This window comes from Streptomyces sp. NPDC001137 (assembly GCF_040298885.1).
Taxonomy (GTDB): domain Bacteria; phylum Actinomycetota; class Actinomycetes; order Streptomycetales; family Streptomycetaceae; genus Streptomyces.
Genome location: NZ_JBEPBA010000012.1, coordinates 47,179 through 72,597, shown reverse-complemented (window position 1 = coordinate 72,597; position 25,419 = coordinate 47,179). Strand labels below are relative to the sequence as shown.

The following is a 25,419-nucleotide window of genomic DNA, read 5'->3' as shown; positions in this document are numbered from 1 at the left end:
CAGGGGTTGATCGGGTACGGGAGCGCGGTGGAGGTGGGGCATGAACGAGGCTGCGGATGAGGCGGGTTGGGACGTTCAGCCGGGGGACGAGATCGCACCATTGGTGGAGGCCGTGGGGCGGCTGCTCAGGCTGTGCCGGGAGGCAGCCGGGATGCGGGTGGCCGACTTCGCCGAGGTCATGCGCTACGGCGAGGACATGATCCGGAAGACGGAGCGCGGGCAGCGGATTCCCAGGCCGGAGTTCCTGGACAGGGCCGATGACGTGCTGCGCACGGGCGGTCATCTCAAGGCGTTCATGGAGGACATGCGGAAGGCCCGGCATCCCAAGAAGGTTCGGGAGCTGGCGGACTTGGAGGAGCGGGCAATCGAGGTGCTCCTTTACCGCAACCACAACATCCACGGCCTGTTGCAGACGCCGGAGTACGCGAAGGCGCTGTTCGAGACCCATCAGCCCGCGCTGTCGCCCGACATCGTCGAACGGGAGACTGCTGCCCGCATGTCCCGTAAGGCGATCTTCGACCGGGACCCTGCGCCGACGCTCGGCTTTGTCCAGGAACAGGTGACGCTGGAACCGATGGCGCGTTCAACGGACGTCCGGTTTCAAGTCCGCGTGATCTTCAGATCCTCGAACTGCGCTATGGGATGATCCGGGCGCAGGCTCTCACGCCAAGGGAGTCGCAAGCCTTCGTCGAGCAAGTGCTGGGGAGATTATGAGCGGCGCAGAACTCCGCTGGTTCAAGAGCAGCTACAGCGACAGCAGCGAGCCCGGCGACTGCGTCGAGGTGGCCACCACCCCCGCCACCATCCACATCCGCGACTCCAAGACCCCCGACACCGCCCACCTCACGGTGACGCCCACCACGTGGGAGAACTTCCTCGGTCACGTCTCCGCACACTGACCCCACGCAGGGGACAACTCGGTCGCGTGCCACGTACACGCAGCGCTAGCGTGCCGTGCATGACGACCGCCGATGCCACCGACAGCTCCGGAGCCAGCCCCCGTTTCGCCGCCGCCCTCGCCGAACTGGGGCTCGACGACCTGCACAGCCGTGTCCGCCGCTTCCCGGACGCGACCCGCACCGCCGCCGAGGCGGCCGCCGCGATCGGGTGCGAACTGAGCGAGATCTGCAAGTCGCTGATCTTCGCGGCGGACGGGGTCCCGGTGCTGGTGCTGATGGACGGGGCCTCGCGGGTGGACGTCGAGCGGGTGCGGGAGGAACTCGGCGCCGAGCAGGTGACGCGGGCCAAGGCGGACGTCGTAAGGGAGACCACCGGGTACGCGATCGGGGGTGTGCCGCCCTTCGGGCACCGTACGAAGACCCGGGTGCTGGCCGACCGTTCGCTGCTGGAGCACGACGTCGTGTGGGCCGCCGCCGGGAATCCGCACGCCGTGTTCCCCATGGAGCCCAAGGAGCTCGTCACCCGCGCCGGAGCCACGCTCGTGGACGTGCGCGAGCGCAACTCGTGACGCCGCTGGTCGCCACGGCCGTCCTGTGCGCCGCAGTCACCCACGCCGGCTGGAACGCGATCGCCCACCGCATCACGGACAAGCTGGTCGGGTTCACGCTGATCGCGGGCGGCGGGATGCTGATCGGGCTTGCGATGGTGCCGTTCGTCCCCCTCCCGGCGGCGGGGGCGTGGCCGTACCTCGCCGCCTCCGCGGTCATCCACCTCGCGTACTACGTGCTGCTCATGCGGTCCTTCCGGCTCGGCGACTTCGGGCAGGCCTACCCGATCGCCCGCGGCACCGCGCCCCTGGTCGTCACGGTGCTCGCCGCCCTCTTCGCGCACGAGGTGCCGAACGGCTGGGCGGCCGCCGGGATCGCGCTGTCCTGCGCGGGCCTGACCGGCGTCGCCCTGTGGGGACTGCGCGGCAGCCGGCCCAACTGGGCGGCCATCGGCGCGGCCCTCGCCACCGGGCTGACCATCGCCGCGTACACGGTCGTCGACGGGCTGGGAGTGCGGGCTTCCGGCTCGTCGCTCGGGTACATCGCCTGGCTGATGGCGGTGGAGGGGTTCGCGATCCCGGTGTACGCGCTGACCCGCTGGCGGGGTGAATTCCTCGCCGTTCTCCGCCCGTTCGCGGGCGTGGGCCTGCTGGGCGGCGCCATGTCCGTCGCCGCGTACGGCCTGGTCCTGTGGGCCCAGACCAGGGCCGAACTGGCCCCGATCGCCGCCCTGCGCGAGTCGTCGATCATCGTGGGGGCGGCCATCGGAGCCGTCTTCTTCAAGGAACGGTTCGGGGCGCCGCGGATCGCGGCGGCGGTGTTGTTGGTGGCGGGGATCGGTCTGATGCTGCGGGCGGGCTGAGCGCCCGGGCTTGGCCGTATCGCGTGCGGCGCCATGGTCGTCTGCGGCGCCGCTGTGGCTTGTCGCGCCCGCGCGGCGGAGCCGCATGCCGATGCAGCCCCGCGCCCCTTTGGGGTGCTCCGCCGCCGTGGTCGTCTGCGGCGCCGCTGTGGCTTGTCGCGCCCGCGCGGCGGAGCCGCATATCGATGCAGCCCCGCGCCCCTTTGGGGTGCTCCGCCGCCGTGGTCGTGTGCGACGCCGTCGTGGCTTGTCGCGCCCGCGCGGCGGAGCCGCATATCGATGCAGCCCCGCGCCCCTTCGGGGCGCTGCCCGCGTCGCGGCGGCATTCGCGCACCCTGCGTTGCCCTTGTCCGATTCACGTCGGTGTTCGCGCGCGCGATTTGCCTACGCCTTGACGATCCGTTCTGCCGGAGTTCAACTCGGCGTTTGTGCCTGGGTTGTGTGTTGTCCCTATGGTCCCTGCGGACATCGGGAGAAGGGGGGCCCATGGGGACACTCCACACGGTGGTGGCTCGCGGGGTCACCAAGTGCTTCGGCGACGTCGTCGCACTCGACGGTGTCGACCTGGATGTGACGCAGGGTCAGATCCATGGTCTGGTCGGTCCGAACGGCGCCGGCAAGACGACGCTGCTCGGTCTGCTGCTGGGGCTCGCCGTCGCCGACAGCGGGCGGCTGGAGGTCCTGGGGACGCCGGTGGGGCGGGCGTTCGACGCTCCCGAGGGTGTCGCTGGCTTCGTCGACGGCCCCGGTCTCTATCCCTCGCTCACCGCCCGGCAGAACCTCGCCGCGCTGGCCCGGCTCCGCGGGCTCGACGCGGGCTCCGCGGGCATCGACGACGTGCTCGACCAGGTCGGGCTCACCGCCGTCGCCGACGACAAGGCCCGCGGTTTCTCGCTCGGTATGCGGCAGCGGCTCGGGCTCGCCGCCGCCCTGCTCACCAGGCCCCGGCTGCTCGTGCTCGACGAACCCTCCAACGGCCTCGACCCGGCGGGGAAACGGCACGTGCACCGCGTCCTCACCCGGCTCGCCGCGGACGGCACCAGCGTGGTGCTGTCCAGCCACCGTATGGACGACCTCGAAGCCCTGTGCTCGGAGGTCACCATCCTCGCCACCGGACGGGTCGTGTTCTCCGGCCCGCTCGGCAAGCTGGCCGCCGAGAACCGTGAACTCGACTACCGGGTGCGGACCTCCGACCCGCGGGCCGCGCGACGGCTGGCCGAGGCCTCGGCCGGAATCCGGGTCGTCGACGACGCCGGGATACGGCAGGACGACGAACTGCTCTTCGTGCGCGCCCTGGTGCCCGCCCTCGACGGACTGGTGGCGGGCCTCGTGCGGGCGGGCGTCGCGGTGCGCGAACTCGCGCCCGTCGTATCGCCGCTGGAGGCCGCGTTCCTCGCGCTCACCGAGCAGCAGCAGGAGGCCGGCCGATGACCGCGACCGTCACCGCCGACAAGGTTGTCAGGGCCCGCCGGGTCCCCGTCTCGCGCGGCTACCGCTTCGAACTGGTCAAGCTGGTCTCGCAGTGGCGGATCCGGATGCTGGTGCTCGCCTGCTGGATCGCTCCCGCCCTCTTCGTCGCCGGTGTGAGCCGGCAGAGCACGCTGCCCTCCGACACCCTCTTCGGGCGCTGGATGCACGCCACCGGGTGGGCCGGACCGCTGGTCATGCTCGGGTTCGCGGGGACCTGGGCGCTGCCGCTGCTGACCTCGGTGGTCGCCGGTGACGTGTTCGCCGCCGAGGACCGGCTCGGCACCTGGCGGCATCTGCTGGTCGCCGTACGGTCGCCGCGACGGATCTTCGTGGCGAAGTCGCTCGCCGGCCTCACCGTCATCCTGCTGCTGGTCGCCGGTCTCGCCGTGTCCAGCGCGGTCGGCGGGCTGGTGTCGGTCGGCAACCAGCCGCTGGTCGGCCTCGACGGCCATCTGCTGGCACCGGGGGATGCCGCCCTGCGGGTCCTGCTCGCCTGGACGGCGGCCCTGGCGCCGACCCTGGCCCTCGCCGCGATCGGACTGCTCGGGTCGGTCGCGCTGGGCCGGTCCCCGATGGGGCTGCTGCTGCCCCCGCTCGTCGCGCTCGCGATGGCGGTCGCACAGATGCTGCCGCTGCCCGTCGCCGTGCGCCTCGCCCTGCCCGGCTACGCCTTCATCGCCTGGAACGGCCTGTTCACCAGCCCCGCCCAGCTCGGCCCGCTCCTGATCGGCATCGCGGTCGGCCTGCTGTGGGCCGTGCTCGCGACGGCGCTTGCGTATCTCCTGTTCCTGCGGCGCGACTTCACCAACCTCGCCTACGACGGTGCCGGGCGCCGGGCGCTCACCGTCGGCGCGCTGCCGCTGGCCGGGCTGACCGCGCTCACCGTCGGCGTGGTCGCCGTGGCGACCCCCTCCATGGGATCCGGCATCGATCAGGACAAGGTCCAGCGGTCGGTGGCCACGGCGTTCGCCCATCTCTACCGCATGCAGACGCAGGAGCTGCACCGTCCCGCCGTCACCGAGGCGCAGCTGCGGGTCTCGGCGGCGTGCACCAAGAGCGACGGCCAGTCGGACCAGGAGGGCGCGGGCAACGACTGGCGGTGCGTCGTGACCTGGCATCTGCCCGGGGTTCCGGTCCCGGGCACGGCGATCTACCAGCTCGACATCACCTCGGACGGGCGGTTCGTGGCCGACGGCGACGGTCCGAAGGAAGTCAACGGCTACTTCCTGCTGCGGACCTCGACCGGGGACGCACCGAATCCGCTTTGGCAGTTCGACGGCAACGTCGAGCTGCTCACCCCCCACTGAAGGTTCCAGCGAAGGGTCCACTGAAGGGACAACCCGTGCAGGTAACACGCCAGCGTCGGATCAACGAGAAGAATCAGGTCAACCTCTTCGGCAGACGTGTCGGCCGCCGCGCCGTGCTGGTCACGGCGGGCATCGCGGTCGCCCTCGGCGTCACGGGCACCGCGGTGGCCTCGACGTGGCAGTTCGGCACCCAGCAGGTCGCCGAGGAGACCGCGAACGGCCAGGTCATCTCCAGCGACCAGTACATCAAGCCGTACGGCACCCGCTCCGTCATCAACGACGGCAAGATCATGTCGTCGGCGGTCAGCCCCGACGGCAGCCGGCTCGCGGCCTCGGTCGCCGACGGCGACGCGTCGCTGGTGATCACGGACCTGAGCACCGGTCAGGTGATCCAGAAGGTCGGCACCAACGTGGCGGACGACCTGCGCATCAAGAGCGGCTCGGTCGGCCAGGAGGGCCCGACGTACTCGCCGGACGGCAAGCAGCTGTGGCTCGGCCAGACCGACGGCTACACCAGGTTCACGGTCGGCGCCGACGGCACCCTCTCCAACCCGGTGGCCGTCCCGATCCCGGCCGACGGCACCAAGCACGCGCTCGTGGGTGCCGCGGTGTTCTCGCCCGACGGCTCCACCGTGTACTCGGCGGTCAACGGCCAGAACCGGGTCGTCGCCATCGACGCGGCGACCGGAACCGTCAAGCAGAGCTGGACCGTCGGCAACGCCCCCCGGGGCATCGCCCTGGTCGGCGGCAAGCTGTACGTCAGCAACGAGGGCGGCCGCCCGGCCAAGGACGGCGACACCACCATCAACTCCTACGGCACCCAGGTGCCCGCCAACCCGGACACCGGCGCCACCACCACCGGCACCGTCAGCGTCATCGACACGGCGGACCCGTCCGCCGCCGTCGCCGGCATCGACGTAGGACTGCACCCGACCGCGGTGTACGCCGGCAAGGGCGCGGTGTTCGTCACCAACACCGCCGACAACAGCGTCTCGGTCATCGACACGGCCAAGGACAAGGTCGTACAGACCATCGCCACCCAGCCCTGGCCGGAGGCGAAGGTCGGCTACGAGCCGAACGCCGTGACGCTCACCGACGACGGCCGGCTGCTGGTGACGCTCGGCCGCGCCAACGCGGTCGCCGTCTACCGCTACAAGTCCCCGCAGGAGCCCGCCCGTTACGTCGGCCTGCTCCCGACCGACTACTTCCCCTCCGGGATCGCCACCGTCGGCAAGACGGTCGTCGTCTCCAACACCCGCGGCATCGACGCCCGCCGCCCCACCGCCGCCTCCGGCCACGGCACCCACGACACGACGTCGAGCCTGACGCAGTTCACGCTGCCGGACGACAAGACCGTCAAGGCCCAGACCGCCAAGGTCTTCAGGCAGAACGGCTGGACGCCCGGCTCGGTCACCACGGCCGGCGGCAAGACCTCCGGCAAGGCGCTCCCGGTCCCGCTGCGGCTCGGCGACCCCTCGACGATCAAGCACGTCTTCCTGCTCGTCAAGGAGAACCGGACCTACGACCAGGTCTTCGGCGACCTCCCGCAGGGCGACGGAAACCCGTCGCTCACCACGTTCGGCGAGAACGTCACGCCCAACCAGCACGCCCTGGCCGAGCAGTTCGGCCTCTACGACAACTTCTACGACGTCGGCACGAATTCCGCCGAGGGCCACAACTGGCTGATGCAGTCGGACAACCCGGAGTACACCGAGTCCTCCGCCGGCGAGTACCAGCGCAGCTACGACACCGAGAACGACGCCCTCGGCCACCAGAAGACCGGCTTCATCTGGAGCGGCGCGCAGGCGGCCGGCAGGTCGGTCAAGGACTTCGGCGAGTTCCAGTCGCTGGAGACCAAGCCGGCCGGGGCGACCTGGCAGAACCTGTACTGCGACAGCAAGAACATGGAGGCGACCGGGGCGCAGACCCAGTACCCGATCCAGACGGGTTCGGCGATCCCCTCGCTCAACAAGGTGTCCGTGCAGGGCTTCCCGATGTTCGACCTCGACGTCCCGGACATCTACAAGGAACAGATCTGGAAGCAGGACTTCGAGAAGAACGGCCCGGCGAACCTGAACATGTTTTGGTTCTCCAATGACCACACCGGCGGCCCGGCCAACGCGGCGGCCGAGGTCGCCGACAACGACCTCGCGGTCGGCCGGATGGTCGACGAGATCTCCCACAGCAAGTACTGGAAGGACTCGGCGATCTTCGTCGTCGAGGACGACTCCCAGAACGGCCTCGACCACGTCGACGGCCACCGCGCGCCGGTCCAGATCATCAGCCCCTGGGCCAGGCACGACACCGTCGACAGCCACTACTACTCACAGATCACGATGGTCCGCACCATCGAGCAGATCCTCGGGATCCACCCGATGAACCAGCTCGACAGCGCGGCCACCCCGATGTACGGGGCGTTCTCCCTGAAGCCGGACAACACCCCGTTCACGGCCGAGCCCAACCGGACCTCGCTGACCCTCGGCGTGAGCCCGCAGCCGTCCTGCGGCTCGGACACCCCGGCCCCGCAGGACACCAAGGCGGCGCTCGCCCCTACCTCCGCCGCGGTGCCGCAGGCCCAGCGGCAGCTCGCCGCTCAGTGGAAGACCTGGGCCTCGCACCAGCGGCTGACCGGCCCGCACGCCGTGCCCGACTACGCCAACAACGAGCAGATGAACCGCTACACCTGGTACCAGACCCACAACTGGACCAAGCCGTACCCCGGCGACAAGAAGGTGTACGCGCCCGCCGACGTGCCGGGCGCCTATCTGCCGTCGGCCGAGAACGACGGCTGACACCCGCCCAGCGCGCCGCGGACCCCGGGCCGACGTCACACCGGCCCGGGGTCTGCGTGCATCCGCGGGCCTGTAGGAGCACTCTGGAAGCAGGTCTTCCGGAGGTGATCGTCATGATGCACACCGCAGTGGGATGGCACGTCGAGCTGGAGTTCCAGGAGGACGAGACGCACACGCGTGCGGTCGCGCTGGTACGGCTGTCCGACGGGACCGAGGTCAAGGCCCACGGTCACGCGAGCCGCCACCACACCGACGCGAATCAGCCGAGGGTGGGGGAGGAGATCGCGGGGGCGCGGGCCCTGAACGAACTCGCCATGCAGCTGCTCACCAAGGCGCATGGGGAGATCGACTCGGCGTCTGGGCGGACGTCACATTCCATCAACGTTTGACGTCGGTTGTCTGCTGCGCCTTCGTGGCTGGTCGCGCCCACGCGGCGGAGCCGCAAATCGACACAGCACCGCGCCCCTATCGGGGCGCGGTGCGCACCGCCCGTACCAGCGCCTGGGCACGCGGGTCCGCCGTCACCGACTTGCGGAAGCCGTTGGTGACATAGCCGAAGGCGATACCCGAGTCCGGGTCGGCGAAGCCCAGGGCGCCGCCGCGGCCCGGGTGGCCGAAGGAGGTGGGGGACAGGAGCGGGGACGCCGCTCCGTGCAGCATGTAGCCGAGGCCGAACCGTGTGCCCACCACCAGGACGCGGTCCGGTCCCGCGCTGCGTTCGGTGCGGGCCAGCTCCACGGTCTCCGGGGTGAACAGCCTTGTGCCGCCGTCGACTTCGCCGATCAGCGACGCGTAGAAACGCGCGAGTCCCTCCGCCGTGGCGATGCCGTTGGTGGCCGGGAGCGCGGCGGCGCGGTAGGAGGGGTCGTTCTGGTCCGGGAAGGGGCTGATTGCGGCGAAGGCCCGGCGGGTGAGGGAGTCCGGGTTCTCGTAGGCCTCGGTGACCGAGCGCTTCGGGCGCAGGTGCAGACCACCGACGGGCTCGGGCGCCTCCACGCGGCCGACGCGGCCCACCCGGCCCGCCTCCGACTCCGGCAGGCCCAGCCACAGGTCGAGCCCCAGCGGCCCGGTGACCTCCGCCGCGAGCCACTCCCCGGCCCACCGGCCCGTGACGCGCCGTACCAGTTCGTCGAGCAGCCAGCCGTACGTCAGCGCGTGATACCCGTGATCGGTGCCCGGCTCCCACGCGGGCGCCTGCGCGGCGACCGCCTCGGGGCCGCGGTGCGGGTCCAGCGCGTCGGACGGCGTGAGCGGATGGTCGAGCACGGGCAGCCCGGCCCGGTGGCTCAGTACGTGCTGCACCAGCAGCCGCTCCTTGCCGTGCGCCTTGAACTCCGGCCAGTACTCGCCGACCGGAGCGTCCAGGTCCAGTTCCCCGCGCTGCTGGAGCAACAGGAGTACGGCGGCGGCGACCCCCTTGGTCGCCGAGCGCACGACCTGGGCGGTGCCCCGCTGCCACGGTTCGGTGCCGTCGACGTCCTTCGTACCGCCCCACAGGTCGACGACCTTGCGCCCGTCCCGGTAGACGGTGACGGCCGCGCCCCGCTCCCCCAGCGCCTCGAAGTTCCGTACGAACGCTTCCCTGACCGGCTCGAAGCCCTCGGCCACTGTGCCGTTCACATCCACGCCCGTGCTCCTCCTGCCCGTGGGTACTCCCTACTCACCCAAGCAGAATCGTCACGTCGATGTTCCCGCGGGTCGCGTTCGAGTACGGGCACACCTCGTGCGCCGCGTCCACCAGCTTCGCCGCGACGTCCTGGTCAAGGACCGGCAGCGAAACGCTGAGGGCGACCGCGAGACCGTAACCGCGCTGTTTGTTGGGGCCGATGCCGACCTTCGCGGCGACCGTGGAACCGGTGAGATCGAAGCCGGACCGGCGGCCCACCAGCACCAGCGCGTTGTGGAAGCACGAGCTGTAGCCGGCCGCGAACAGCTGCTCGGGATTGGTGCCGTTGCCGTCCCCGCCGAGCTCCGGCGGCATCGCGACCCTGACCTCGATCTGCCCGTCCTGGCTGGTGACATAGCCGTCCCGGCCGCCGTGTGCGGTCGCCTCGGCGACGTACATGATTTTCGTCGGTCGGGTGTCGATGGCGTTGAGGTCGTCGAGGTCGTTCAGGTCGTCACTCATGGCGCTCATGGCTGGCCCCCCATAACAAGTGCGCGCAAGTACATCGTGCACAAGATACTGGCTGGTAGGTCAGCAGTCGGTGCCTGGGGGCGGCAACCGGGGGTAACCCGAGATCAGGGGTGCGCGGCCGCTTCGGCCCGCGCCGCCAGCCGCCAGAGCTCCTCGCGCAGCCGTGCGACCTCCGGCGCGTCCAGCCCCGTCGCCGCGAGCAGCGCGCCCGGTACGCAGGCCGCGCGCTCCCGCAGTTCCTCGCCGCGCCCCGTGCACGCGACCAGCACCGAGCGCTCGTCGTGCGCCGCGCGCTCCCGGCGCACCAGCCCTGCCGCCTCCAGCCGCTTCAGCAGCGGCGAGACCGTGCCGTAGTCGAGCCGCAGCGCGGTCGCCAGTTCCTTGACCGGGATCTCGCCGCGCTCCCACAGGACGAGCAGCACCAGGTACTGCGGGTAGGTGAGGCCGAGTTCGTCGAGGAGCGGGCGGTAGGAGGACGTCACCGCGCGCTGGGCCGCGTACAGCGCGAAGCACAGCTGGTCGTCGAGCAGCAGCGAGCCCTCGGAGCCGGTCCTGGCCGCAGTGTCGTCCGCGTTCGTCACGCGCCCTCCCCCACGCTCGAACCGGCTTCGCCCGGCTCGCGCGGGGGCACCCCCATCACGGACCGCGGGTCGAAACCGAAGGGCAGCTCCAGGCGGTGGGCGCGCATGAGGTCCTCGTCCGAGAGCAGCTCGGCCGTCTTGCCGTCCGCCGCGATCACGCCCTCGCTGAGGATCAGCGAGCGGGGGCACAGCTCCAGGGCGTACGGCAGGTCGTGGGTGACCATGAGGACGGTGACGTCCAACGAGCGCAGGATGTCGGCCAGTTCGCGGCGGGAGGCCGGGTCGAGGTTGGAGGACGGCTCGTCCAGGACAAGGATCTCCGGCTCCATGGCGAGTACGGTCGCCACGGCCACCCGGCGCCGCTGCCCGAAGGAGAGGTGGTGCGGGGGCCGGTCCTTGAACTCCGCCATGCCGACCCGCGCGAGCGCCCGGTCGACGCGCTCCTCCAGCTCCGGCCCCTTCAGCCCGGCCGCCGCGGGCCCGAACGCCACGTCCTCGCGGACCGTCGGCATGAACAACTGGTCGTCCGGGTCCTGGAAGACGATGCCGACCCTGCGGCGGATCTGAGCCATGTGCTGCTTGCCGACGGGCAGTCCGGCAACCGTGACGGTGCCCGCACCGCCGGTCAGGATGCCGTTGAGGTGCAGCACGAGCGTCGTCTTGCCGGCACCGTTCGGCCCGAGCAGCGCGACCCGCTCGCCGCGCGCGAGGGAGAAGTCCACGCCGAACAGGGCCTGGTGGCCGTCGGGGTAGGCGAAGGCGAGGCCGGAGACCTCCAGGGAAGCAGTACTCACAGGGTCCATCCCAGCAGGCAGACGACGAGGGCGGCGAAGGGGAGCGTGAGGGCGTACGACCACTGCGCCCGCGAGGCGGTCACCTCGTCGATCACCGGCATCGAGCCTGCGTAACCGCGGCTGACCATGGCCAGGTGGACGCGCTCCCCGCGCTCGTAGGAGCGGATGAACAGGGCGCCCGCCGACTTGGCGAGCACGCCCCAGTGCCGCACGCCCCGGGCCTCGAAGCCCCGGGACTCGCGCGCGATCCGCATCCGGCGCATCTCGTCCGTGATGACGTCGCCGTAGCGGATCATGAAGGACGCGATCTGCACGAGCAGCGGCGGGAGCTTCAACCGCTGGAGGCCGAGGAGCAGTTCACGCAGTTCGGTGGTGGAGGCCAGCAGGACGGAGGCGGCGACGCCCAGCGTCCCCTTGGCGAGGACGTTCCAGGCGCCCCACAGGCCGTTCACGCTCAGGGACAGCCCGAGGACGTCCACCCGCTCGCCCTCCGCCACGAACGGCATCAGCACCGCGAACGCGACGAACGGCACCTCGATCAGCAGCCGCTTGAGCAGGAACCCGGCGGGCACACGCGCGAGCCGCGCGACGACCGCGAGCAGCACGGCGAACAGACCGAAGGCCCACACCGCCTCCCGCGGTGACGACACCACGACCACCACGAAGGCGAACGCGGCGGCCAGCTTGGTGTGCGGCGGCAGGGCGTGCACGGGGGAGTGCCCGTGCCGGTAGAGCCTGTGCGCGTGCCCGGCGCCCATGTCAGACGCCCGTGCTGACGGGAGAGGCGTCGGTCGTACGGCGCCTGCGCACCGCCCAGAAGACCGTGCTGCCCGCGACGACGGTCACGCCGACGCCGATCACGCCCGCGAGACCGCCGGAGAGGCGGGCGTCCTCGACGTCCTTGACGCCGTAGCCGGCGAGCGGGGAGCCGTCGGAGGCGTGCTTCCGGGCCCTGCTGTCGATGCCCTTGTCATGGGCGACCTTCTCCAGGCCGTCGGGGCTCGAGGAGGCGTAGAAGCTGACGAACCCCGCGAGGACGAGGGAGGTGACCAGGCCGGTGACCCACAGCGCGCGGCGGGAGGTGCGCGCCGCCACGGGCGCGGGGCGGGCGGCGGGAGCGTCCACGAGTTCGCCGTTCACCCGCAGCTTGAGCTTCTGCTCCAGGCCGCGCGCGCCGTACACGAGGTCCGGGCGTACGGCGATCACCGCGCCCACGGTCAGTCCCGTGATCGCCGCCTCGCCGATCCCGATCAGCACATGCACGCCGATCATCGCGGTGGCGACCTTGCCGAGGGAGACGTCCGTGGTGCCACCGACGGCGTAGATCAGCGTGAAGGCGACCGCCGCGGCCGGGACGGAGAGGAGCGCGGCGGCGAAGGCGGCCACGGTGACCGAGCGGCGCCCCCGCGGGAGCACCTTCACCAGGCCGCGGAAGACGGCGTACCCGACGACCGTCGTGACGATCGCCATGTCCGTGATGTTCACGCCGAGCGCGGTCAGACCGCCGTCCGCGAAGAGGATGCCCTGCATCAGCAGGACGACGGACACGCACAGCACGCCGGTGAAGGGGCCGACGAGGATCGCGGCGAGCGCACCGCCGAGCAGATGGCCGCTGGTCCCCGCCGCGACGGGGAAGTTCAGCATCTGCACCGCGAAGATGAACGCCGCGACCAGCCCGGCCAGCGGCGCCGTCCGCTCGTCCAGCTCACGGCGGGCGCCGCGCAGGCTCACCGCGATGGCGCCCGCGGCGACGACTCCGGCCGCGGCGGAGACGGGGGCGTTGATGAATCCGTCAGGCACATGCACCGTTTGATAATAGTGCCTTGTTGCGAACAACTTGCAAGAGCGAGGGGGTGGTGACGGGAGTCGTCCCACGCCAAGGGGCGTCATCGGGAAAATATGGGACATTAGGAGGGGGTGGACGCACGACTTCCACACAGGACACGCAGCGTGAGAGGGCCGTCACGATGTCTGTAGTCGAGCAGTACGCACGAGCCCACCTGGTCACGGATGCGGCGGTACCGGAGGACGAGACGGTGCCGGTGGTCCTGCGCTACGACCCCGAGGTCGACCCGCGTGAGGTGCGGGTCGGGTTGCCCGGGGCCGACGAATGGAGCTTCTCGCGTTCCCTGCTGGAACAGGGGCTGCGGGCGCCTGCCGGCAGCGGTGAGGTGCGGGTGTGGCCCTGCGGGCGGGTTCAGGCCGTCGTCGAGTTCCACTCGGCGGAGGGTGTCTCGGTGGTGCAGTTCGAGTCGAAGACTCTGCTGCGGTTTCTGCGCCGCACCTATATGGCTGCGGCGCCTGTCTCCCGATGAGTTCGATCGCCCGCGGGCGCTCAGCCGCCCATTTTCAGCAGTGCCGCCACGATCGGGCCCGCCGTGTCGCCGCCGTGGCCGCCTGCCTGGACCACGCCTGATGCCGCCAGGTCGCCGCAGTAGGCGGTGAACCAGCCGTTGGGCTTCTTCTGGCCGTCGACCTCGGCCGAGCCCGTCTTGGCGCCGCAGCCGGACATGCCCGCCATCGCCTTGGCCGCCGTACCGTAGGAGGCCGTGTAGGACATGACCTCCTTCAGTTCGGCCTGGGTCTTCGAGGACATCGTGCGGGAGGCCTTCGCCAGGGTGCGGTGGTCCACCGACGGGGCGACCAGGTACGGCTGGTGGAAGGTGCCGTCCGCCACCGTCGACGAGACCGACGCCATGTTCAGCGGGTTCATCCGCACCCCGCCCTGCCCGATCAGCGAGGCGCCCATCTGCGCGCCGCTCATCACGGGGACGGAGCCGTCGAAGGTGGGGACGCCGATGGACCAGTTGTTCATTCCGAGGCCGTAGACCTGCTGGGCCTCCTGCGTCAGGTCGCTGTTGGACAGCTTCGGCGCGAAGTCGATGAAGGCGTTGTTGCAGGAAGCCCCGAAGGCCAGCTTGAACGAGCCCTGCTTGATCTCGGAGTTGTCGTCGTTGTGGAAGGTCCAGCCCGCGAGCTTGTACGTCTTGGGGCAGGGGTGCGACTGGTCGGGGTGGACGAGGTCCTTCTCGAACAGCATCGTCGAGGTCACGATCTTCATCGTGGAGCCGGGGGCCAGGGAGCCCTGGAACGCCACGTTGAAGCTGGGGTTGTGGTTCGCGACGGCGAGGATCTCGCCGGTCGACGGGCGCATGACGACGACCGAGGACCGGTCCTTGGCGGCGACCTGCTTCTCGGCCGCGGCCTGGAAGACCGGGCTCAGCGTCGTGTTCACCTTGCCCGGCGTGCCCTTGGTCAGCGTCAGCAGCGTCTTGTCGGACAGCTTGGCCTTCTGTGAGGCCTTGCCCCGCACCACGTCCAGCTCGACGCCCGCCTTGCCGCCGGCGGTCTTGCCGTACTTCTCCCGCAGACCGTCCAGGACCGGGCCGAGCGAGGGGTATTTCGCGGTCGTCAGCTCACCGCCGTGGCGGTCGTACGCCTTGACCGGCGGCGTCCCGGCCTCGCCGGTCACCAGGGTGTCGCCGTCCCTCAGGTCGGGGTGGACGACGGAGGAGTGCCAGTCGACGTACGGCTTGCCGTCCTCCTTCTTGCGGACGACCGTCAGCGCGCTCTGGTACGAGAGCGGCATCTTGGTGCCCTTGTAGGAGACCGTGCCCTTGACGGTGAAGGGGACCTTGTCGCCGGTGCGGGTGCCCTCGGTGAGGGTGGCGCCCGTGATGTGGGCGTCCTTGGTGAAGCCGGTGAGCAGGGCGGTGGCCGCCGTCGGGTCGTTGGTGGCGGCGGCGGCCTGCGTCGCCTTGCCCTGCTGCCAGGACGTGAGGAACTTCTCGGCCGTCGTCTGTACCTCGGTCGCCGACAGCGGGCCGGTCTTGACCTTGGGCTTGTCGTCGGTGGACGAGGAAGTCGCCGACGTCCGGTCGTCGGCCGCCGAGCCGCCCGTCAGCGCGTAGACGCCGACGCCGGCGCCGACGACCACCACGGCGATCATCCCGCCGACCACGGCGGGTTTGGTCTTCCGTCGCTCGGCGACGCGCCTTCTGTTGCCCACTGTTCCCGTTCCTCCGAGAGATCCCCAGGGTCCCCGTTGCCCACATCCATCCCAACCAACGACGGCAACAGCCTAGAGTCCCGTCCTCAACGGGTGACTTCAGGAGGCGGTCCGTAGCACAGCTGCGACAATCGGCCCGGCCGCCGTGCCGCCGTGGCCGCCCTCCTCGGTCATGGCCGCCGCCGCGAGGTCACCCCTGAAGCCCGTGAACCAGCTGTTGGACACGGCCTGGCCGTCGACCTCCGCGGAACCGGTCTTCGCGCCGATGTCCCCGCTCAGCCCGGCCATCGCCTCCATCGCGGTGCCCTGGGTCGCGGTGAGACGCATCATCTGCTTCAGCTGTGCGGCGGTGCTCGCGCGCAGACCCTTCGCGGTGGCCAGTTGACGGTCGTCCAGCTTCGGCGAGACCAGATACGGCTGCCGGAACGTGCCGGTGATGGCGGTCGCGGTGACCGACGCCATGTTCAGCGGGCTCATCTGGACCTGGCCCTGGCCGATGGCGTTCGCCGCCCGGTCCGGGCCGCTGACCGCGGGGACCTTGCCGTCGAAGGAGACGATGCCGGTCTTCCAGTTGTCCCGGCCGAGCCCGAACCGGTCCTGGGCCTCCCTCGTGAGGGAGGAGTCGTCGAGCGGCTTCTCGTCGATGAGCTTGATGAAGGCGGTGTTGCAGGAGCGCAGGAAGCTGCCTGCGAGGGTGGCCTTCTCGTTGGGCTCCATGTTCTTGAGGTTTTTGAAGGTCTGCCCCTGCCACACGGCCTCCGGCGGGCAGGGTGCCGGGCCGTTCATCGAGGTCACGCCGTTGTCGATGAGCATCGCGGCGGTGATGATCTTCATGGTGGAGCCGGGTGCCACCTCGCCCTGGAAGGCCGCGTTGAACTGGTCCCTGCGGTGGTTGGCGACCGCGAGGACCTCGCCGGTGCTGGGCTTGACGGCCACCACCGACGACTGCGCGAACCTCTTCACCGCGGTTTCGGCCGCCGCCTGCGCGCTCGCGCTGATCGTGGTCTGCAGCCGGCCCGCCCTCCCCTTGGCGAGGGTGAGCAGCGAGGTGTCGCCCGCGTCCGGGGACTGGTGCTTGATCGCCAGCTCGATGCCGGGGGTGCCGCCCGCCTTGTCGCCGTACCGCTCCCGCAGGGTGTCCAGGACCGGGCCGAGCGAGGGGTACTTCTCCTTCGTCAGTACGGCCCCGTTCCGGTCCACGGCTTCGATCGGCGGGTTCGCCGCCTCACCGGTGAACAGGGTGTCGCCCTTCCGCAGCTGCGGATGGACCACGGACGGCTGCCAGTCGACCAGCGCCCGCCCGGTGGTCTTCCCGCGCACGACGGTCAGCTCGCTCTTGTAGGTCAGGGGCTTGGACCTGCCCGCGTAGGACACCGTCGCGCTGACGCTGTAGGGGACCGTCGCCCCGTGCGCCGTACCCGGCGTGATCTTCACGCCGGTGATGTGCGCGGCGTCGCTGTAGGAGGCCAGCAGCGGTTCGGCCGCGGCGTCGTTGTTCGTGTACGTCGCCGCCTGGGCCGACCGGCCCTTCTCCCAGGCCGCGAAGAACTTCGCCGAGGTCTCCTTGATCTCGTCGGCGCTCGGCGGACCGGTCTTCACGGACGCTCCGTCCGAGCCTCCGTCGCCGTTCAGCGCGGACACGATGTTGTACGCGCCGTATCCGGCGCCGCCCACCATGACAGCGAAGACGCTGCTGATGACGGTGATCTTGACCCCCTTGCCCATGAAGGGCTCCCTCCCCGTTCCCCGTTGGTCCCTCGCACTGTATGTGGCCCGAGGGGGAGCTGTGAGGGGTGTTTACCCATGTTGTGTCCGTTCGGATACTCAGGGGTACCCAGGAAGGGCTGAGGAGGTCCGCTATACCCAGGTATCCAGCCACATACGTGAACGCCAGTCGTCGATCGGGATGGCGGTCCCGGTGTACAGCGGCCAGAAGTAGATGAAGTTCCAGGCGATCAGGAGGACCAGCACGCCCGCCCCCGTCGCGCCCGCCACCCGGCGGGTGTCACTGGAGCCGGGTGGTCCGATGATCGCGCCCAGCAGCATCGCCACCGCCAGACAGAGGAACGGCAGGAAGACGACGGCGTAGAAGAAGAAGATCGTCCGCTCCTGGTACAGGAACCAGGGCAGATAACCGGCCGCGATGCCGCAGGCGATGGCGCCCGCCCGCCAGTCGCGGCGCAGCAGCCAGCGCCACAGGATGTACAGGACCGCGAAGCAGGCCACCCACCACAGCATCGGGGTGCCGATCGCCAGGACCTCGCGGGCGCACTTCTGGCCCGCGTCGACGGGGCAGCCGTCCTTGCCGGGCGAGGGGGACTCGTAGAAGTACGAGACCGGGCGGCCGTCGACGATCCAGCTCCAGGGGTTGGACATGTACGTGTGCGGCGAGTGCAGGTTGCGGTGGAACTCGTAGACCTCGTGCTCGTAGTGCCACAGGCTGCGCCACCAGTCGGGGAACAGCCAGGTCCAGTTGCCGCCTTTGCCGTCGGTGGCGGCCCAGTTGCGGAAGTAGCCGCCCTTGCCGTTGGTCGCGGAGAGGATCCAGCCGGTCCATGAGACCAGGTAGGTGACGATCGCGACCGGGACCGTGGCCACGAACGTGATCGCCGCGTCCGGGAGCACCGCCTTGTACGGGTTCCCGGCGCCGGCCACCTTGCGGGCGCCGATGTCCCACAGGACCGCCATCAGGAAGAACGCGACCATGATGTACAGGCCGTTCCACTTGGTGCCGATGGCCAGGCCCAGCATCAGGCCCGCCAGCCAGCGCCACGGGCGCCACCCGAGGCGGGTCGTTTCGGCGATGTGCGCGTCGGGGCGTCCGCCGGGGCTGAGGGGGCCGTCGGCATCCGGCTGGAGCGCGGCGGCGAGTTTCTCGCGCGCCTTGTCGCGGTCGATGACCAGGCAGCCGAACGCGGCCAGCACGAAGAACATCAGCACGCCGTCGAGCAGCGAGGTGCGGGCCATCACGAAGGCCAGCCCGTCCACGGCCATCAGCGCGCCCGCGAGGCAGCCGAGGAAGGTCGAGCGGAAGATACGGCGGCCGATGCGGCACAGCATCAGGACCGACAGGGTGCCGAGCAGCGCGGTCATGAACCGCCAGCCGAACGGGTTGAACCCGAAGAGCAGCTCCCCGAGCCCGATGACGTACTTGCCGACCGGCGGATGCACGACGTACGCCGCGTCCGTCGGGATCCTGACGTGCCCGTTCAGCGCCAGGATCTGGTCGTTGGCGTTCTTGTCCCAGTTGACCTCGAAGCCGCGGTGGACGAGTGCCCAGGCGTCCTTGGCGTAGTACGTCTCGTCGAATATCACCGCCTTCGGGCTGCCCAGGTGCCAGAAGCGCATCACGCCCGCCATCAGCGTGACCAGCAGCGGGCCGCCCCAGGCCGACCAGCGCGTGATCCGCTCGATGAGCGCCGGCGGCACCCCGAGGACCTGCCACATCCGCGGGCTGGGCTGCACGTACGGCGGCACCAGACGCTCGCGGACGTCGCTTCTCGGCCCGGCCGTGTAGCCGAAACGGCGCAGCCGCTGCTGCCACGACGGCCGCTGGTCCTGCGGGCTCTGGCCTTGCCGGGTGTCCGGGGAGGACGCGGTACTGGTCACCGCGCCATCGTAGGGAACCGTTCTGTGTGAGTCCCGTGCATGGGCGGTAAGGGCTCGGATGCGTCCCCGTCCACTCGGCCCTGGGAGGATGGGGGTGTGACCGGAACCCTCGTACTCGCAGGCACCCCCATCGGCGACATCGCGGACGCGCCGCCCCGGCTGGCCGAGGAGCTGGCGGGGGCCGATGTCGTCGCCGCCGAGGACACCCGGCGGCTCAGGCGGCTGACGCAGGCCCTGGGCGTCACGCCCAAGGGGCGGATCGTGTCGTACTTCGAGGGCAACGAGAGCGCCCGTACGCCCGAACTCGTCGAGGAACTCGTCGGCGGTGCGCATGTGCTGCTCGTCACCGACGCCGGGATGCCCTCCGTGTCCGACCCCGGGTACCGGCTGGTCGCCGCCGCCGTGGAGAAGGACGTCCGGGTCACCGCCGTGCCCGGCCCCTCCGCCGTGCTCACCGCGCTCGCGCTGTCCGGGCTGCCCGTCGACCGGTTCTGCTTCGAGGGGTTCCTGCCGCGCAAGGCGGGGGAGCGGCTGACGCGTCTGAAGGAGGTCGCCGAGGAGCGCCGGACCCTCGTCTACTTCGAGGCCCCGCACCGCCTCGACGACACCCTCGCCGCCATGGCCGAGGTCTTCGGGGCCGAGCGGCGCGCCGCCGTCTGCCGGGAGCTGACCAAGACGTACGAGGAGGTCAGGCGGGGCGGGCTCGGCGAGCTGGCCGCCTGGGCCGCCGAGGGTGTGCGCGGGGAGATCACCGTCGTGGTCGAGGGCGCGCCGGAGAAGGGTCCCGGGGAACTCGACGCCGCCGAGCTGGTGCGCAGGGTGCGGGTGCGGGAAGAGGCGGGGGAGCGGCGAAAAGAAGCCATTGCGGCGGTTGCGGCAGAGGCCGGGCTGCCGAAAAGGGAAGTGTTCGACGCCGTTGTCGCCGCGAAGAATGCCCAATCGGCCGGTGGTTCGTGAGGCTTTCGTGAACTCGGCCACACCCCCTCTGAGCAGGGCGCATCTCGCCTGAGCATGCGCCCCACAAACAGGCAAAGCAAGGTGGTGAAAAGCAAAGCCCAGACCCCCTGAGCGAGGGGGGTATGGCAAGGAAAATCCAAATCGCCTCCAACAGTCGACAGGGCTGATGCATTCGCTCCGCCAGAAGCGTCCACTGGGTGAAGGGACGCACCCGTCCCTTGGTCCAGCAGATCAAGAGGAGCTGGCATGAGCGAGATCTCAGGGCAGTCCGGCCTCCGCGGCGCGGCCACCGCAGTCGTCCACGAGTCGTACTCCTTCGCCTGCATGCGCTGCGGGCACGGCTGGGAGCAGTCGTACGAGATAGAGCACCACAACGACGCCGAGGGCCACGAGTTCGTGATGTACGTGGCCGAGGGGCAGGTCGTGCCGTCTCCGCTGTCCAAGCCCACCTGCCACAACTGCGACAGTCACGTCGTACGGATCATGCGACCCGGGCAGGTCTCGTCGGTGCGCGACGCGGTGCACAAGCAGCAGCGGCGCACACCGCAGACCGAGGCCCAGGAGGCGGCCGCCGAGGGCGCCGAGTCCGGCGAGCGCGACCACCACTGGCACCTCTCCGATCTCCTGCACCCCTTCCACCGCAAGGCGAGCTGACCGCTCCGGCGGCGGGGCGGGCATGCCCCTTTCGTAGGATCGGAGCATGCCCTCCTCCAGCACCGGCGAGAAGACCGTCGAGAAGAACGCGGCGCCGCCGCTCCCGGAACCCCTCCGGGTGGCCGTCGCCGACTCCCACACCCACCTCGACATGCAGAAGGGCACGGTCGAGGAGGGCCTCGCGAAGGCCGCTTCGGTGGGCGTGACGACGGTCGTGCAGGTCGGCTGCGACGTTCGGGGCTCGCAGTGGGCCGCCGAGACGGCGGGACGGTACGCGGCCGTCCACGCGACCGTCGCCCTGCACCCCAACGAGGCGCCGCGCATCGTCCACGGCGACCCCGACGGCTGGTCGAGGCAGGGGGCGCGCGAGGCGGGGGGCGCGGTGGCGCTCGACGAGGCGCTCGAACGGATCGACGCGCTGGCCGGGCTTGCCCAGGTCAAGGGCGTCGGGGAGACGGGCCTCGACTACTTCCGTACCGGCCCCGAGGGCAAGGAGGCGCAGGAGGCCTCCTTCCGCGCCCACATCGAGATCGCCAAGCGGCACGGCAAGGCCCTCGTCATCCACGACCGCGACGCCCACGCCGATGTGCTGCGCATCCTCAAGGAGGAGGGCGCTCCGGAGCGGACGGTGTTCCACTGCTACTCCGGGGACGCGGAGATGGCTCAGGTGTGCGCCCGCGCCGGGTACTTCATGTCCTTCGCCGGCAACGTCACCTTCAAGAACGCCCAGCATCTGCGGGACGCCCTCGCCGTGGCGCCCCTGGAGCTGGTCCTGGTGGAGACGGACGCGCCCTTCCTGACACCGGCGCCGTACCGCGGACGGCCCAATGCGCCGTATCTCATTCCGGTCACGGTGCGCGCCATGGCCGCCGTGCGCGGCATCGACGAGGACGCGCTGGCGACGGCCCTCGCGGCGAACACGGCCCGCGCCTTCGACTACTGAGAGTAGTCGTCCATAACCTTACGATAAGGCCCGAACGGACGCGCCTTCGTCGTAGCCGTAACTCTCAGTGATCACGCCGCTTTGGAGAGTGATACGGGCTCCGCTAGGTTCTGGTGCCCGATCCGGACCCCTCTGGACCCCACGGCCCCTGGAGCGTGTCGGCGTGAGCAACTCGCAGTACTGGCAGTACTCGCAGTACGGGACGTATGAGGCGTACGACCCGGCGTATCCGCCGGCGTACGCCTACGACGTGCACAGCGCGCAGACCCTGGCCTACGGCGTGCCCGGGGCGTACGAGGACACGTACCGGCCCGCCTACGAGGCGGCCCTGGTACCCGAGCCGCCGCTTCCGCGGCAGGTGGGGAGCGCGGCGGGCGAGGAATTGCCCGCGCCCGCCGCGCGCGCCGGAACGGGACGCAGACGCCGGGCCGCACGCCGGCGCCGGGCGCGGCCCATCGAGCTCCCGGACGGCTCGATGCGCCGGCTGCTGCCGCAGGCGCTGGTCGTCGCCTTCCTGGCCGGCGGCACCACCGCGTTCGTCGCCAAGGACAAGGCGGTCGAGCTGAACGTCGACGGCAAGCCGCGCACCCTGCACACCTTCGCCGACGACGTGACCGAACTGCTCGCACAGGAGAGCGTCGACGTGGGGGCGCACGACGTGATCGCGCCCGCCCCCGGCACGGCGCTCAGCGACGGTGACGAGATCGTGGTGCAGTACGGGCGCCCCGTGCGGCTCACCATCGACGGGCACCGGCGCGAGGTGTGGACGACGGCGGACACCGTGCAGGAGGCGCTGGAGGAGATGGGGGTGCGGGCGCAGGGCGCGTATCTGTCGGCTGCGCGCTCCCGGCACATCGGACGCGCCGGGCTCTCGCTCGACGTGCGCACCGAGCGCTCCGTCACGGTCATGGCCGACGGCCACGCGCGCACGGTCCGCACGAACGCGGCGACCGTGCAGGAGGTCGTCGAGGAGGCCGGGATCACCCTGCGCGGCGAGGACACCACCTCCGTCCCGGCGGACAGCTTCCCGCGCGACGGGCAGACCGTCACCGTGCTGAGGGTCACCGGGACCAAGGAGGTCCGCGAGGAGGAGATCCCGTTCGCGGTGCAGCGGGAGGAGGACCCCGGGCTGTTCAAGGGGACGGAGGTCGTCGACCGGGTGGGACAGCCGGGGCTGCGGCGGATCACGTACTCCCTGCGGATCGTCAACGGGGTCCGGCAGAAGCCGCGCCTGACCGGCACCGAGGTGGTGCGCGAACCGCAGCCGCAGATCGTGAAGGTGGGCACGAAGCCCCTCCCGACGTCCGTGCGCGGCGCCGACGACCTCAACTGGAAGGGCCTCGCGGCCTGCGAGTCGGGCGGCCGCCCGCACGCCGTCGACCCCTCGGGAACCTACGGCGGCCTCTACCAGCTGGAATCCCGCACCTGGCAGAGCCTCGGCGGCACCGGCCGCCCCCAGGACGCGTCCCCGGCGGAACAGACGGCCCGCGCGAAGAAGCTGTACGTACGGCGGGGGGCGAGCCCTTGGCCCCATTGCGGGGCACGGCTGCACGGCTGAGGGCCGTATTTGGCTGCGGGCCGGTGGGGGCTGATCGCGCAGCTCCCCGCGCCCCTCAAGCCGCCCCAGCTGCGGGCAGTCGTGCCGCTAAGGGCGGCACCCGACCCAAAGAGAGCGGCACCCGCAAGCGCGGGCAAGCGAACCCACCCGCCCCCACCAGCCGCAGCGCAGGGCACCTGGCACCCCCCGCACCCACCCCCCCGTACCCTTGTCGGGTGAGCAGCACCCCCGACGCCCTCCTGGGCCCCGCCGACATCCGCGAACTGGCGGCAGCCCTCGGCGTCCGCCCCACCAAGCAGCGCGGCCAGAACTTCGTGATCGACGCGAACACGGTCCGGCGTATCGTCCGCACCGCCGACGTCCGCCCGGACGACGTGGTCGTCGAGGTCGGCCCGGGGCTCGGCTCCCTCACCCTCGCCCTCCTGGAGGTCGCCGACCGCGTCACCGCCGTCGAGATCGACGACGTACTGGCCGCGGCGCTGCCCGCCACCGTCGCGGCCCGGATGCCCGACCGCGCCGACCGTTTCGCGCTCGTCCACTCGGACGCGATGCACGTGACCGAGCTGCCGGGCCCCGCCCCCACCGCACTCGTCGCGAACCTCCCCTACAACGTCGCCGTCCCCGTCCTCCTGCACATGCTCGAGACCTTCCCGAGCATCGAACGCACCCTGGTCATGGTCCAGTCGGAGGTCGCCGACCGACTCGCCGCCGCGCCCGGCTCGAAGGTGTACGGCGTCCCGTCCGTGAAGGCCAACTGGTACGCCGAGGTCAAGCGGGCCGGCGCCATCGGCCGCAACGTCTTCTGGCCCGCGCCGAACGTCGACAGCGGCCTCGTCTCGCTGGTCCGCCGCACCGAGCCGCTGAAGACCACCGCCTCACGGCGCGAGGTGTTCGCCGTGGTGGACGCGGCCTTCGCCCAGCGGCGCAAGACACTGCGGGCCGCGCTCGCCGGATGGGCGGGGTCGCCCGCGGCCGCGGAGGCGGCCCTCGTCGCCGCCGGGGTGTCGCCGCAGGCGCGCGGAGAGGCGCTGACGGTCGAGGAGTTCGCCCGTATCGCAGAAAACAAGGAGCCGGGTCAGAAGTGAGCGTCACCGTACGCGTCCCCGCCAAGGTCAACGTCCAGCTCGCGGTGGGTGCGCCCCGCCCTGACGGCTTCCACGACCTGGCCAACGTCTTCCTGGCGGTCGGTCTCTACGACGAGGTCACCGTGACGCCCGCCGACGAGCTGCGCATCACGTGCGAGGGGCCGGACGCCGACCAGGTGCCCCTGGACCGTACGAATCTCGCGGCGCGCGCGGCCCTCGAACTCGCCCGGCGGCGGGGCATCGAACCGGCCGTGCACATCCACATCGCCAAGGACATCCCGGTCGCCGGCGGCATGGCGGGCGGCAGCGCGGACGGCGCGGGCGCGCTGCTGGCCTGCAACACGCTGTGGCAGGCGGGCGCATCGCGGGCCGAACTCCTCGCCATCTGCGCCGAGTTGGGCAGCGATGTGCCCTTCAGTCTGGTGGGCGGGGCGGCGCTGGGCACCGGCCGCGGCGAGCAGCTGCGTGCGCTGGAGGTCGGCGGCACCTTCCACTGGGTGTTCGCGATGGCAGGCCGCGGTCTTTCCACCCCGGCCGTCTTCCGCGAGTTCGACCGGCTGGCGGAGGGGCTCGACATCCCCGAGCCCGTCGCCTCCGAGGAGCTCCTGCGCGCCCTCGCGAAGGGCGACCCGGACGCGCTCGCCGCGGCCGTCTCCAACGACCTGCAGCCCGCCGCCCTCTCCCTCTTCCCGGAACTCGCCGACACCCTCGCCGCGGGCCGCACCGCGGGCGCCCTCGCCGCCCTGGTCTCCGGCTCGGGCCCGACAACGGCCTTCCTCGCCCGGGACGCGGAGTCGGCGGCCGGAGTGGCCGAGTCACTGCGCGGTTCGGGCACCTGCCGCACAGTGCGCACGGCGTCCGGCCCGGCGGCCGGTGCGACGGTGCTGGGCGGCTGACCGCCGATCGAGGCTCGTCCGGGACCCGGCCGATGGGACGTGTGACCCGCCGGATGCGGGCCCGTATGCCCGGCGGGCGGGCGGGCGTGCGGCGCCGGGGTCGGGCCGTCGGGCCGCCCCCGCCGGCTCTCCGCCGATCATGTGCCGGTAGACGGGCTGCACCGAAGCAGGACGCAGAGGGGCGGGGGCCCCCGCGCGACACCGTGGCGCCGTACGCGATCTTCGCCCCATCTCCACACGAACGTGCCGGATTTCCACGCGGATGTACGGCAATCGCAGTACTGGTGGGGCGGGTGGGGCCAATAGGGTCGGTTGAG

At 71.1% G+C, this 25,419-nt stretch carries 23 protein-coding genes and 1 pseudogene; 15 read left to right on the top strand and 9 right to left on the bottom strand.

Going from position 1 to position 25,419, the window contains the following annotated elements:
* Positions 1-40 precede the first annotated feature (40 nt).
* The 8 genes and pseudogenes from ABT254_RS24315 to ABT254_RS24280 all read left to right on the top strand — a co-directional run bounded on the left by ABT254_RS24315 (position 41) and on the right by ABT254_RS24280 (position 8,268).
* A pseudogene (locus tag ABT254_RS24315) lies at positions 41-714 on the top strand (Scr1 family TA system antitoxin-like transcriptional regulator).
* Positions 711-899, top strand: a complete 189-nt coding sequence (locus tag ABT254_RS24310; RefSeq protein WP_351473744.1) for a DUF397 domain-containing protein — start codon at positions 711-713, stop codon at positions 897-899. The pseudogene ABT254_RS24315 and the gene ABT254_RS24310 overlap by 4 nt, the downstream one beginning before the upstream one ends.
* A 59-nt stretch (positions 900-958) precedes the next feature.
* Entirely contained in the window at positions 959-1,468 is a 510-nt protein-coding gene (locus ABT254_RS24305; RefSeq protein WP_351473741.1) for a YbaK/EbsC family protein, read from the top strand.
* Positions 1,465-2,310: an EamA family transporter gene (locus tag ABT254_RS24300; RefSeq protein ID WP_351473738.1), complete on the top strand. Its 846-nt coding sequence runs from the start codon at positions 1,465-1,467 to the stop codon at positions 2,308-2,310. Before ABT254_RS24305 ends, ABT254_RS24300 begins: the two co-directional genes overlap by 4 nt.
* A 486-nt stretch (positions 2,311-2,796) precedes the next feature.
* Entirely contained in the window at positions 2,797-3,741 is a 945-nt protein-coding gene (locus ABT254_RS24295; protein ID WP_351473735.1) for an ABC transporter ATP-binding protein, read from the top strand.
* Entirely contained in the window at positions 3,738-5,087 is a 1,350-nt protein-coding gene (locus tag ABT254_RS24290) for an ABC-2 transporter permease family protein (RefSeq protein ID WP_351473732.1), read from the top strand. The genes ABT254_RS24295 and ABT254_RS24290 overlap by 4 nt, the downstream gene beginning before the upstream one ends.
* A 35-nt stretch (positions 5,088-5,122) precedes the next feature.
* On the top strand, positions 5,123-7,879 hold the full coding sequence (locus tag ABT254_RS24285; protein WP_351473729.1) for a phosphoesterase: 2,757 nt from the start codon (positions 5,123-5,125) through the stop codon (positions 7,877-7,879).
* A 113-nt stretch (positions 7,880-7,992) separates the two neighbouring features.
* Positions 7,993-8,268 (top strand): dsRBD fold-containing protein, encoded by a 276-nt coding sequence (locus ABT254_RS24280; protein ID WP_099934194.1) that lies wholly within the window; start codon positions 7,993-7,995, stop codon positions 8,266-8,268.
* A 76-nt stretch (positions 8,269-8,344) separates the two neighbouring features.
* Here ABT254_RS24280 and ABT254_RS24275 read toward each other — a convergent pair whose 3' ends face one another.
* From ABT254_RS24275 to ABT254_RS24250, 6 genes are all read right to left on the bottom strand, one after another.
* Positions 8,345-9,505: a serine hydrolase domain-containing protein gene (locus ABT254_RS24275; RefSeq protein ID WP_351473726.1), complete on the bottom strand. Its 1,161-nt coding sequence runs from the start codon at positions 9,503-9,505 to the stop codon at positions 8,345-8,347.
* Positions 9,506-9,539: 34 nt separating this feature from the next.
* Entirely contained in the window at positions 9,540-10,007 is a 468-nt protein-coding gene (locus tag ABT254_RS24270; protein ID WP_351474112.1) for an organic hydroperoxide resistance protein, read from the bottom strand.
* Positions 10,008-10,120: 113 nt separating this feature from the next.
* Positions 10,121-10,597 (bottom strand): MarR family winged helix-turn-helix transcriptional regulator, encoded by a 477-nt coding sequence (locus tag ABT254_RS24265; RefSeq protein ID WP_351473723.1) that lies wholly within the window; start codon positions 10,595-10,597, stop codon positions 10,121-10,123.
* Complete coding sequence (locus tag ABT254_RS24260; protein ID WP_351473720.1) at positions 10,594-11,400, bottom strand: energy-coupling factor ABC transporter ATP-binding protein; 807 nt, start codon at positions 11,398-11,400, stop codon at positions 10,594-10,596. Before ABT254_RS24260 ends, ABT254_RS24265 begins: the two co-directional genes overlap by 4 nt.
* A complete protein-coding gene (gene cbiQ / locus ABT254_RS24255; RefSeq protein WP_351473717.1) occupies positions 11,388-12,149 on the bottom strand; it encodes a cobalt ECF transporter T component CbiQ in 762 nt (253 codons plus the stop codon). The genes ABT254_RS24260 and cbiQ overlap by 13 nt, the downstream gene beginning before the upstream one ends.
* A gap of 1 nt (position 12,150) precedes the next feature.
* Positions 12,151-13,197 carry an energy-coupling factor ABC transporter permease gene (locus ABT254_RS24250; protein ID WP_351473714.1) on the bottom strand — a complete coding sequence of 349 codons (1,047 nt, stop codon included), beginning with the start codon at positions 13,195-13,197 and terminating at the stop codon, positions 12,151-12,153.
* A gap of 161 nt (positions 13,198-13,358) precedes the next feature.
* Here ABT254_RS24250 and ABT254_RS24245 point away from each other — a divergent pair, with 161 nt between their 5' ends.
* Positions 13,359-13,706: an SsgA family sporulation/cell division regulator gene (locus ABT254_RS24245; RefSeq protein ID WP_351473712.1), complete on the top strand. Its 348-nt coding sequence runs from the start codon at positions 13,359-13,361 to the stop codon at positions 13,704-13,706.
* A 20-nt stretch (positions 13,707-13,726) separates the two neighbouring features.
* Here the strand turns inward: ABT254_RS24245 and ABT254_RS24240 are convergent, their stop codons facing one another.
* The 3 genes from ABT254_RS24240 to ABT254_RS24230 all read right to left on the bottom strand — a co-directional run bounded on the left by ABT254_RS24240 (position 13,727) and on the right by ABT254_RS24230 (position 19,009).
* The gene (locus ABT254_RS24240; RefSeq protein WP_351473710.1) at positions 13,727-15,400 is read right to left on the bottom strand and encodes a penicillin-binding transpeptidase domain-containing protein; all 1,674 of its coding nucleotides are present in this window, start codon (positions 15,398-15,400) and stop codon (positions 13,727-13,729) included.
* Between the two features lie 99 nt (positions 15,401-15,499).
* Positions 15,500-17,125, bottom strand: coding sequence for a penicillin-binding transpeptidase domain-containing protein (locus ABT254_RS24235; protein WP_351473707.1), 1,626 nt, complete (start codon positions 17,123-17,125; stop codon positions 15,500-15,502).
* A gap of 132 nt (positions 17,126-17,257) precedes the next feature.
* Entirely contained in the window at positions 17,258-19,009 is a 1,752-nt protein-coding gene (locus ABT254_RS24230) for a dolichyl-phosphate-mannose--protein mannosyltransferase (protein WP_351473704.1), read from the bottom strand.
* A gap of 96 nt (positions 19,010-19,105) precedes the next feature.
* Between ABT254_RS24230 and rsmI the strand changes: the two genes are divergently transcribed.
* The 6 genes from rsmI (at position 19,106) to ABT254_RS24200 (ending at position 25,102) form a co-directional block, all read left to right on the top strand.
* The gene (rsmI, locus tag ABT254_RS24225) at positions 19,106-19,966 is read left to right on the top strand and encodes a 16S rRNA (cytidine(1402)-2'-O)-methyltransferase (protein WP_351473701.1); all 861 of its coding nucleotides are present in this window, start codon (positions 19,106-19,108) and stop codon (positions 19,964-19,966) included.
* Positions 19,967-20,212: 246 nt separating this feature from the next.
* Complete coding sequence (locus tag ABT254_RS24220) at positions 20,213-20,620, top strand: hypothetical protein (protein ID WP_351473698.1); 408 nt, start codon at positions 20,213-20,215, stop codon at positions 20,618-20,620.
* 46 nt (positions 20,621-20,666) lie between these two features.
* Positions 20,667-21,563 (top strand): TatD family hydrolase, encoded by an 897-nt coding sequence (locus ABT254_RS24215; RefSeq protein ID WP_351473695.1) that lies wholly within the window; start codon positions 20,667-20,669, stop codon positions 21,561-21,563.
* A gap of 163 nt (positions 21,564-21,726) precedes the next feature.
* The gene (locus tag ABT254_RS24210) at positions 21,727-23,121 is read left to right on the top strand and encodes a resuscitation-promoting factor (protein ID WP_351473692.1); all 1,395 of its coding nucleotides are present in this window, start codon (positions 21,727-21,729) and stop codon (positions 23,119-23,121) included.
* A gap of 215 nt (positions 23,122-23,336) precedes the next feature.
* Positions 23,337-24,206, top strand: coding sequence for a 16S rRNA (adenine(1518)-N(6)/adenine(1519)-N(6))-dimethyltransferase RsmA (gene rsmA / locus ABT254_RS24205; protein WP_351473689.1), 870 nt, complete (start codon positions 23,337-23,339; stop codon positions 24,204-24,206).
* Positions 24,203-25,102 carry a 4-(cytidine 5'-diphospho)-2-C-methyl-D-erythritol kinase gene (locus ABT254_RS24200; protein ID WP_351473687.1) on the top strand — a complete coding sequence of 300 codons (900 nt, stop codon included), beginning with the start codon at positions 24,203-24,205 and terminating at the stop codon, positions 25,100-25,102. The genes rsmA and ABT254_RS24200 overlap by 4 nt, the downstream gene beginning before the upstream one ends.
* The last annotated feature ends 317 nt before the right edge of the window (positions 25,103-25,419 follow it).

Bases quoted from the DNA above. Each gene is read 5' to 3' on its own strand.
- ABT254_RS24295 (WP_351473735.1), top strand. From the start codon at position 2,797: ATGGGGACACTCCACACGGTGGTGGCTCGCGGGGTCACCAAGTGCTTC.
- cbiQ (WP_351473717.1), bottom strand. From the start codon at position 12,149: ATGGGCGCCGGGCACGCGCACAGGCTCTACCGGCACGGGCACTCCCCC.
- ABT254_RS24235 (WP_351473707.1), bottom strand. From the start codon at position 17,125: ATGGGCAAGGGGGTCAAGATCACCGTCATCAGCAGCGTCTTCGCTGTC.
- ABT254_RS24245 (WP_351473712.1), top strand. From the start codon at position 13,359: ATGTCTGTAGTCGAGCAGTACGCACGAGCCCACCTGGTCACGGATGCG.
- ABT254_RS24260 (WP_351473720.1), bottom strand. From the start codon at position 11,400: ATGGACCCTGTGAGTACTGCTTCCCTGGAGGTCTCCGGCCTCGCCTTC.
- ABT254_RS24290 (WP_351473732.1), top strand. From the start codon at position 3,738: ATGACCGCGACCGTCACCGCCGACAAGGTTGTCAGGGCCCGCCGGGTC.
- ABT254_RS24270 (WP_351474112.1), bottom strand. From the start codon at position 10,007: ATGAGTGACGACCTGAACGACCTCGACGACCTCAACGCCATCGACACC.
- ABT254_RS24280 (WP_099934194.1), top strand. From the start codon at position 7,993: ATGATGCACACCGCAGTGGGATGGCACGTCGAGCTGGAGTTCCAGGAG.
- ABT254_RS24310 (WP_351473744.1), top strand. From the start codon at position 711: ATGAGCGGCGCAGAACTCCGCTGGTTCAAGAGCAGCTACAGCGACAGC.
- ABT254_RS24305 (WP_351473741.1), top strand. From the start codon at position 959: ATGACGACCGCCGATGCCACCGACAGCTCCGGAGCCAGCCCCCGTTTC.
- ABT254_RS24215 (WP_351473695.1), top strand. From the start codon at position 20,667: ATGCCCTCCTCCAGCACCGGCGAGAAGACCGTCGAGAAGAACGCGGCG.
- ABT254_RS24220 (WP_351473698.1), top strand. From the start codon at position 20,213: ATGAGCGAGATCTCAGGGCAGTCCGGCCTCCGCGGCGCGGCCACCGCA.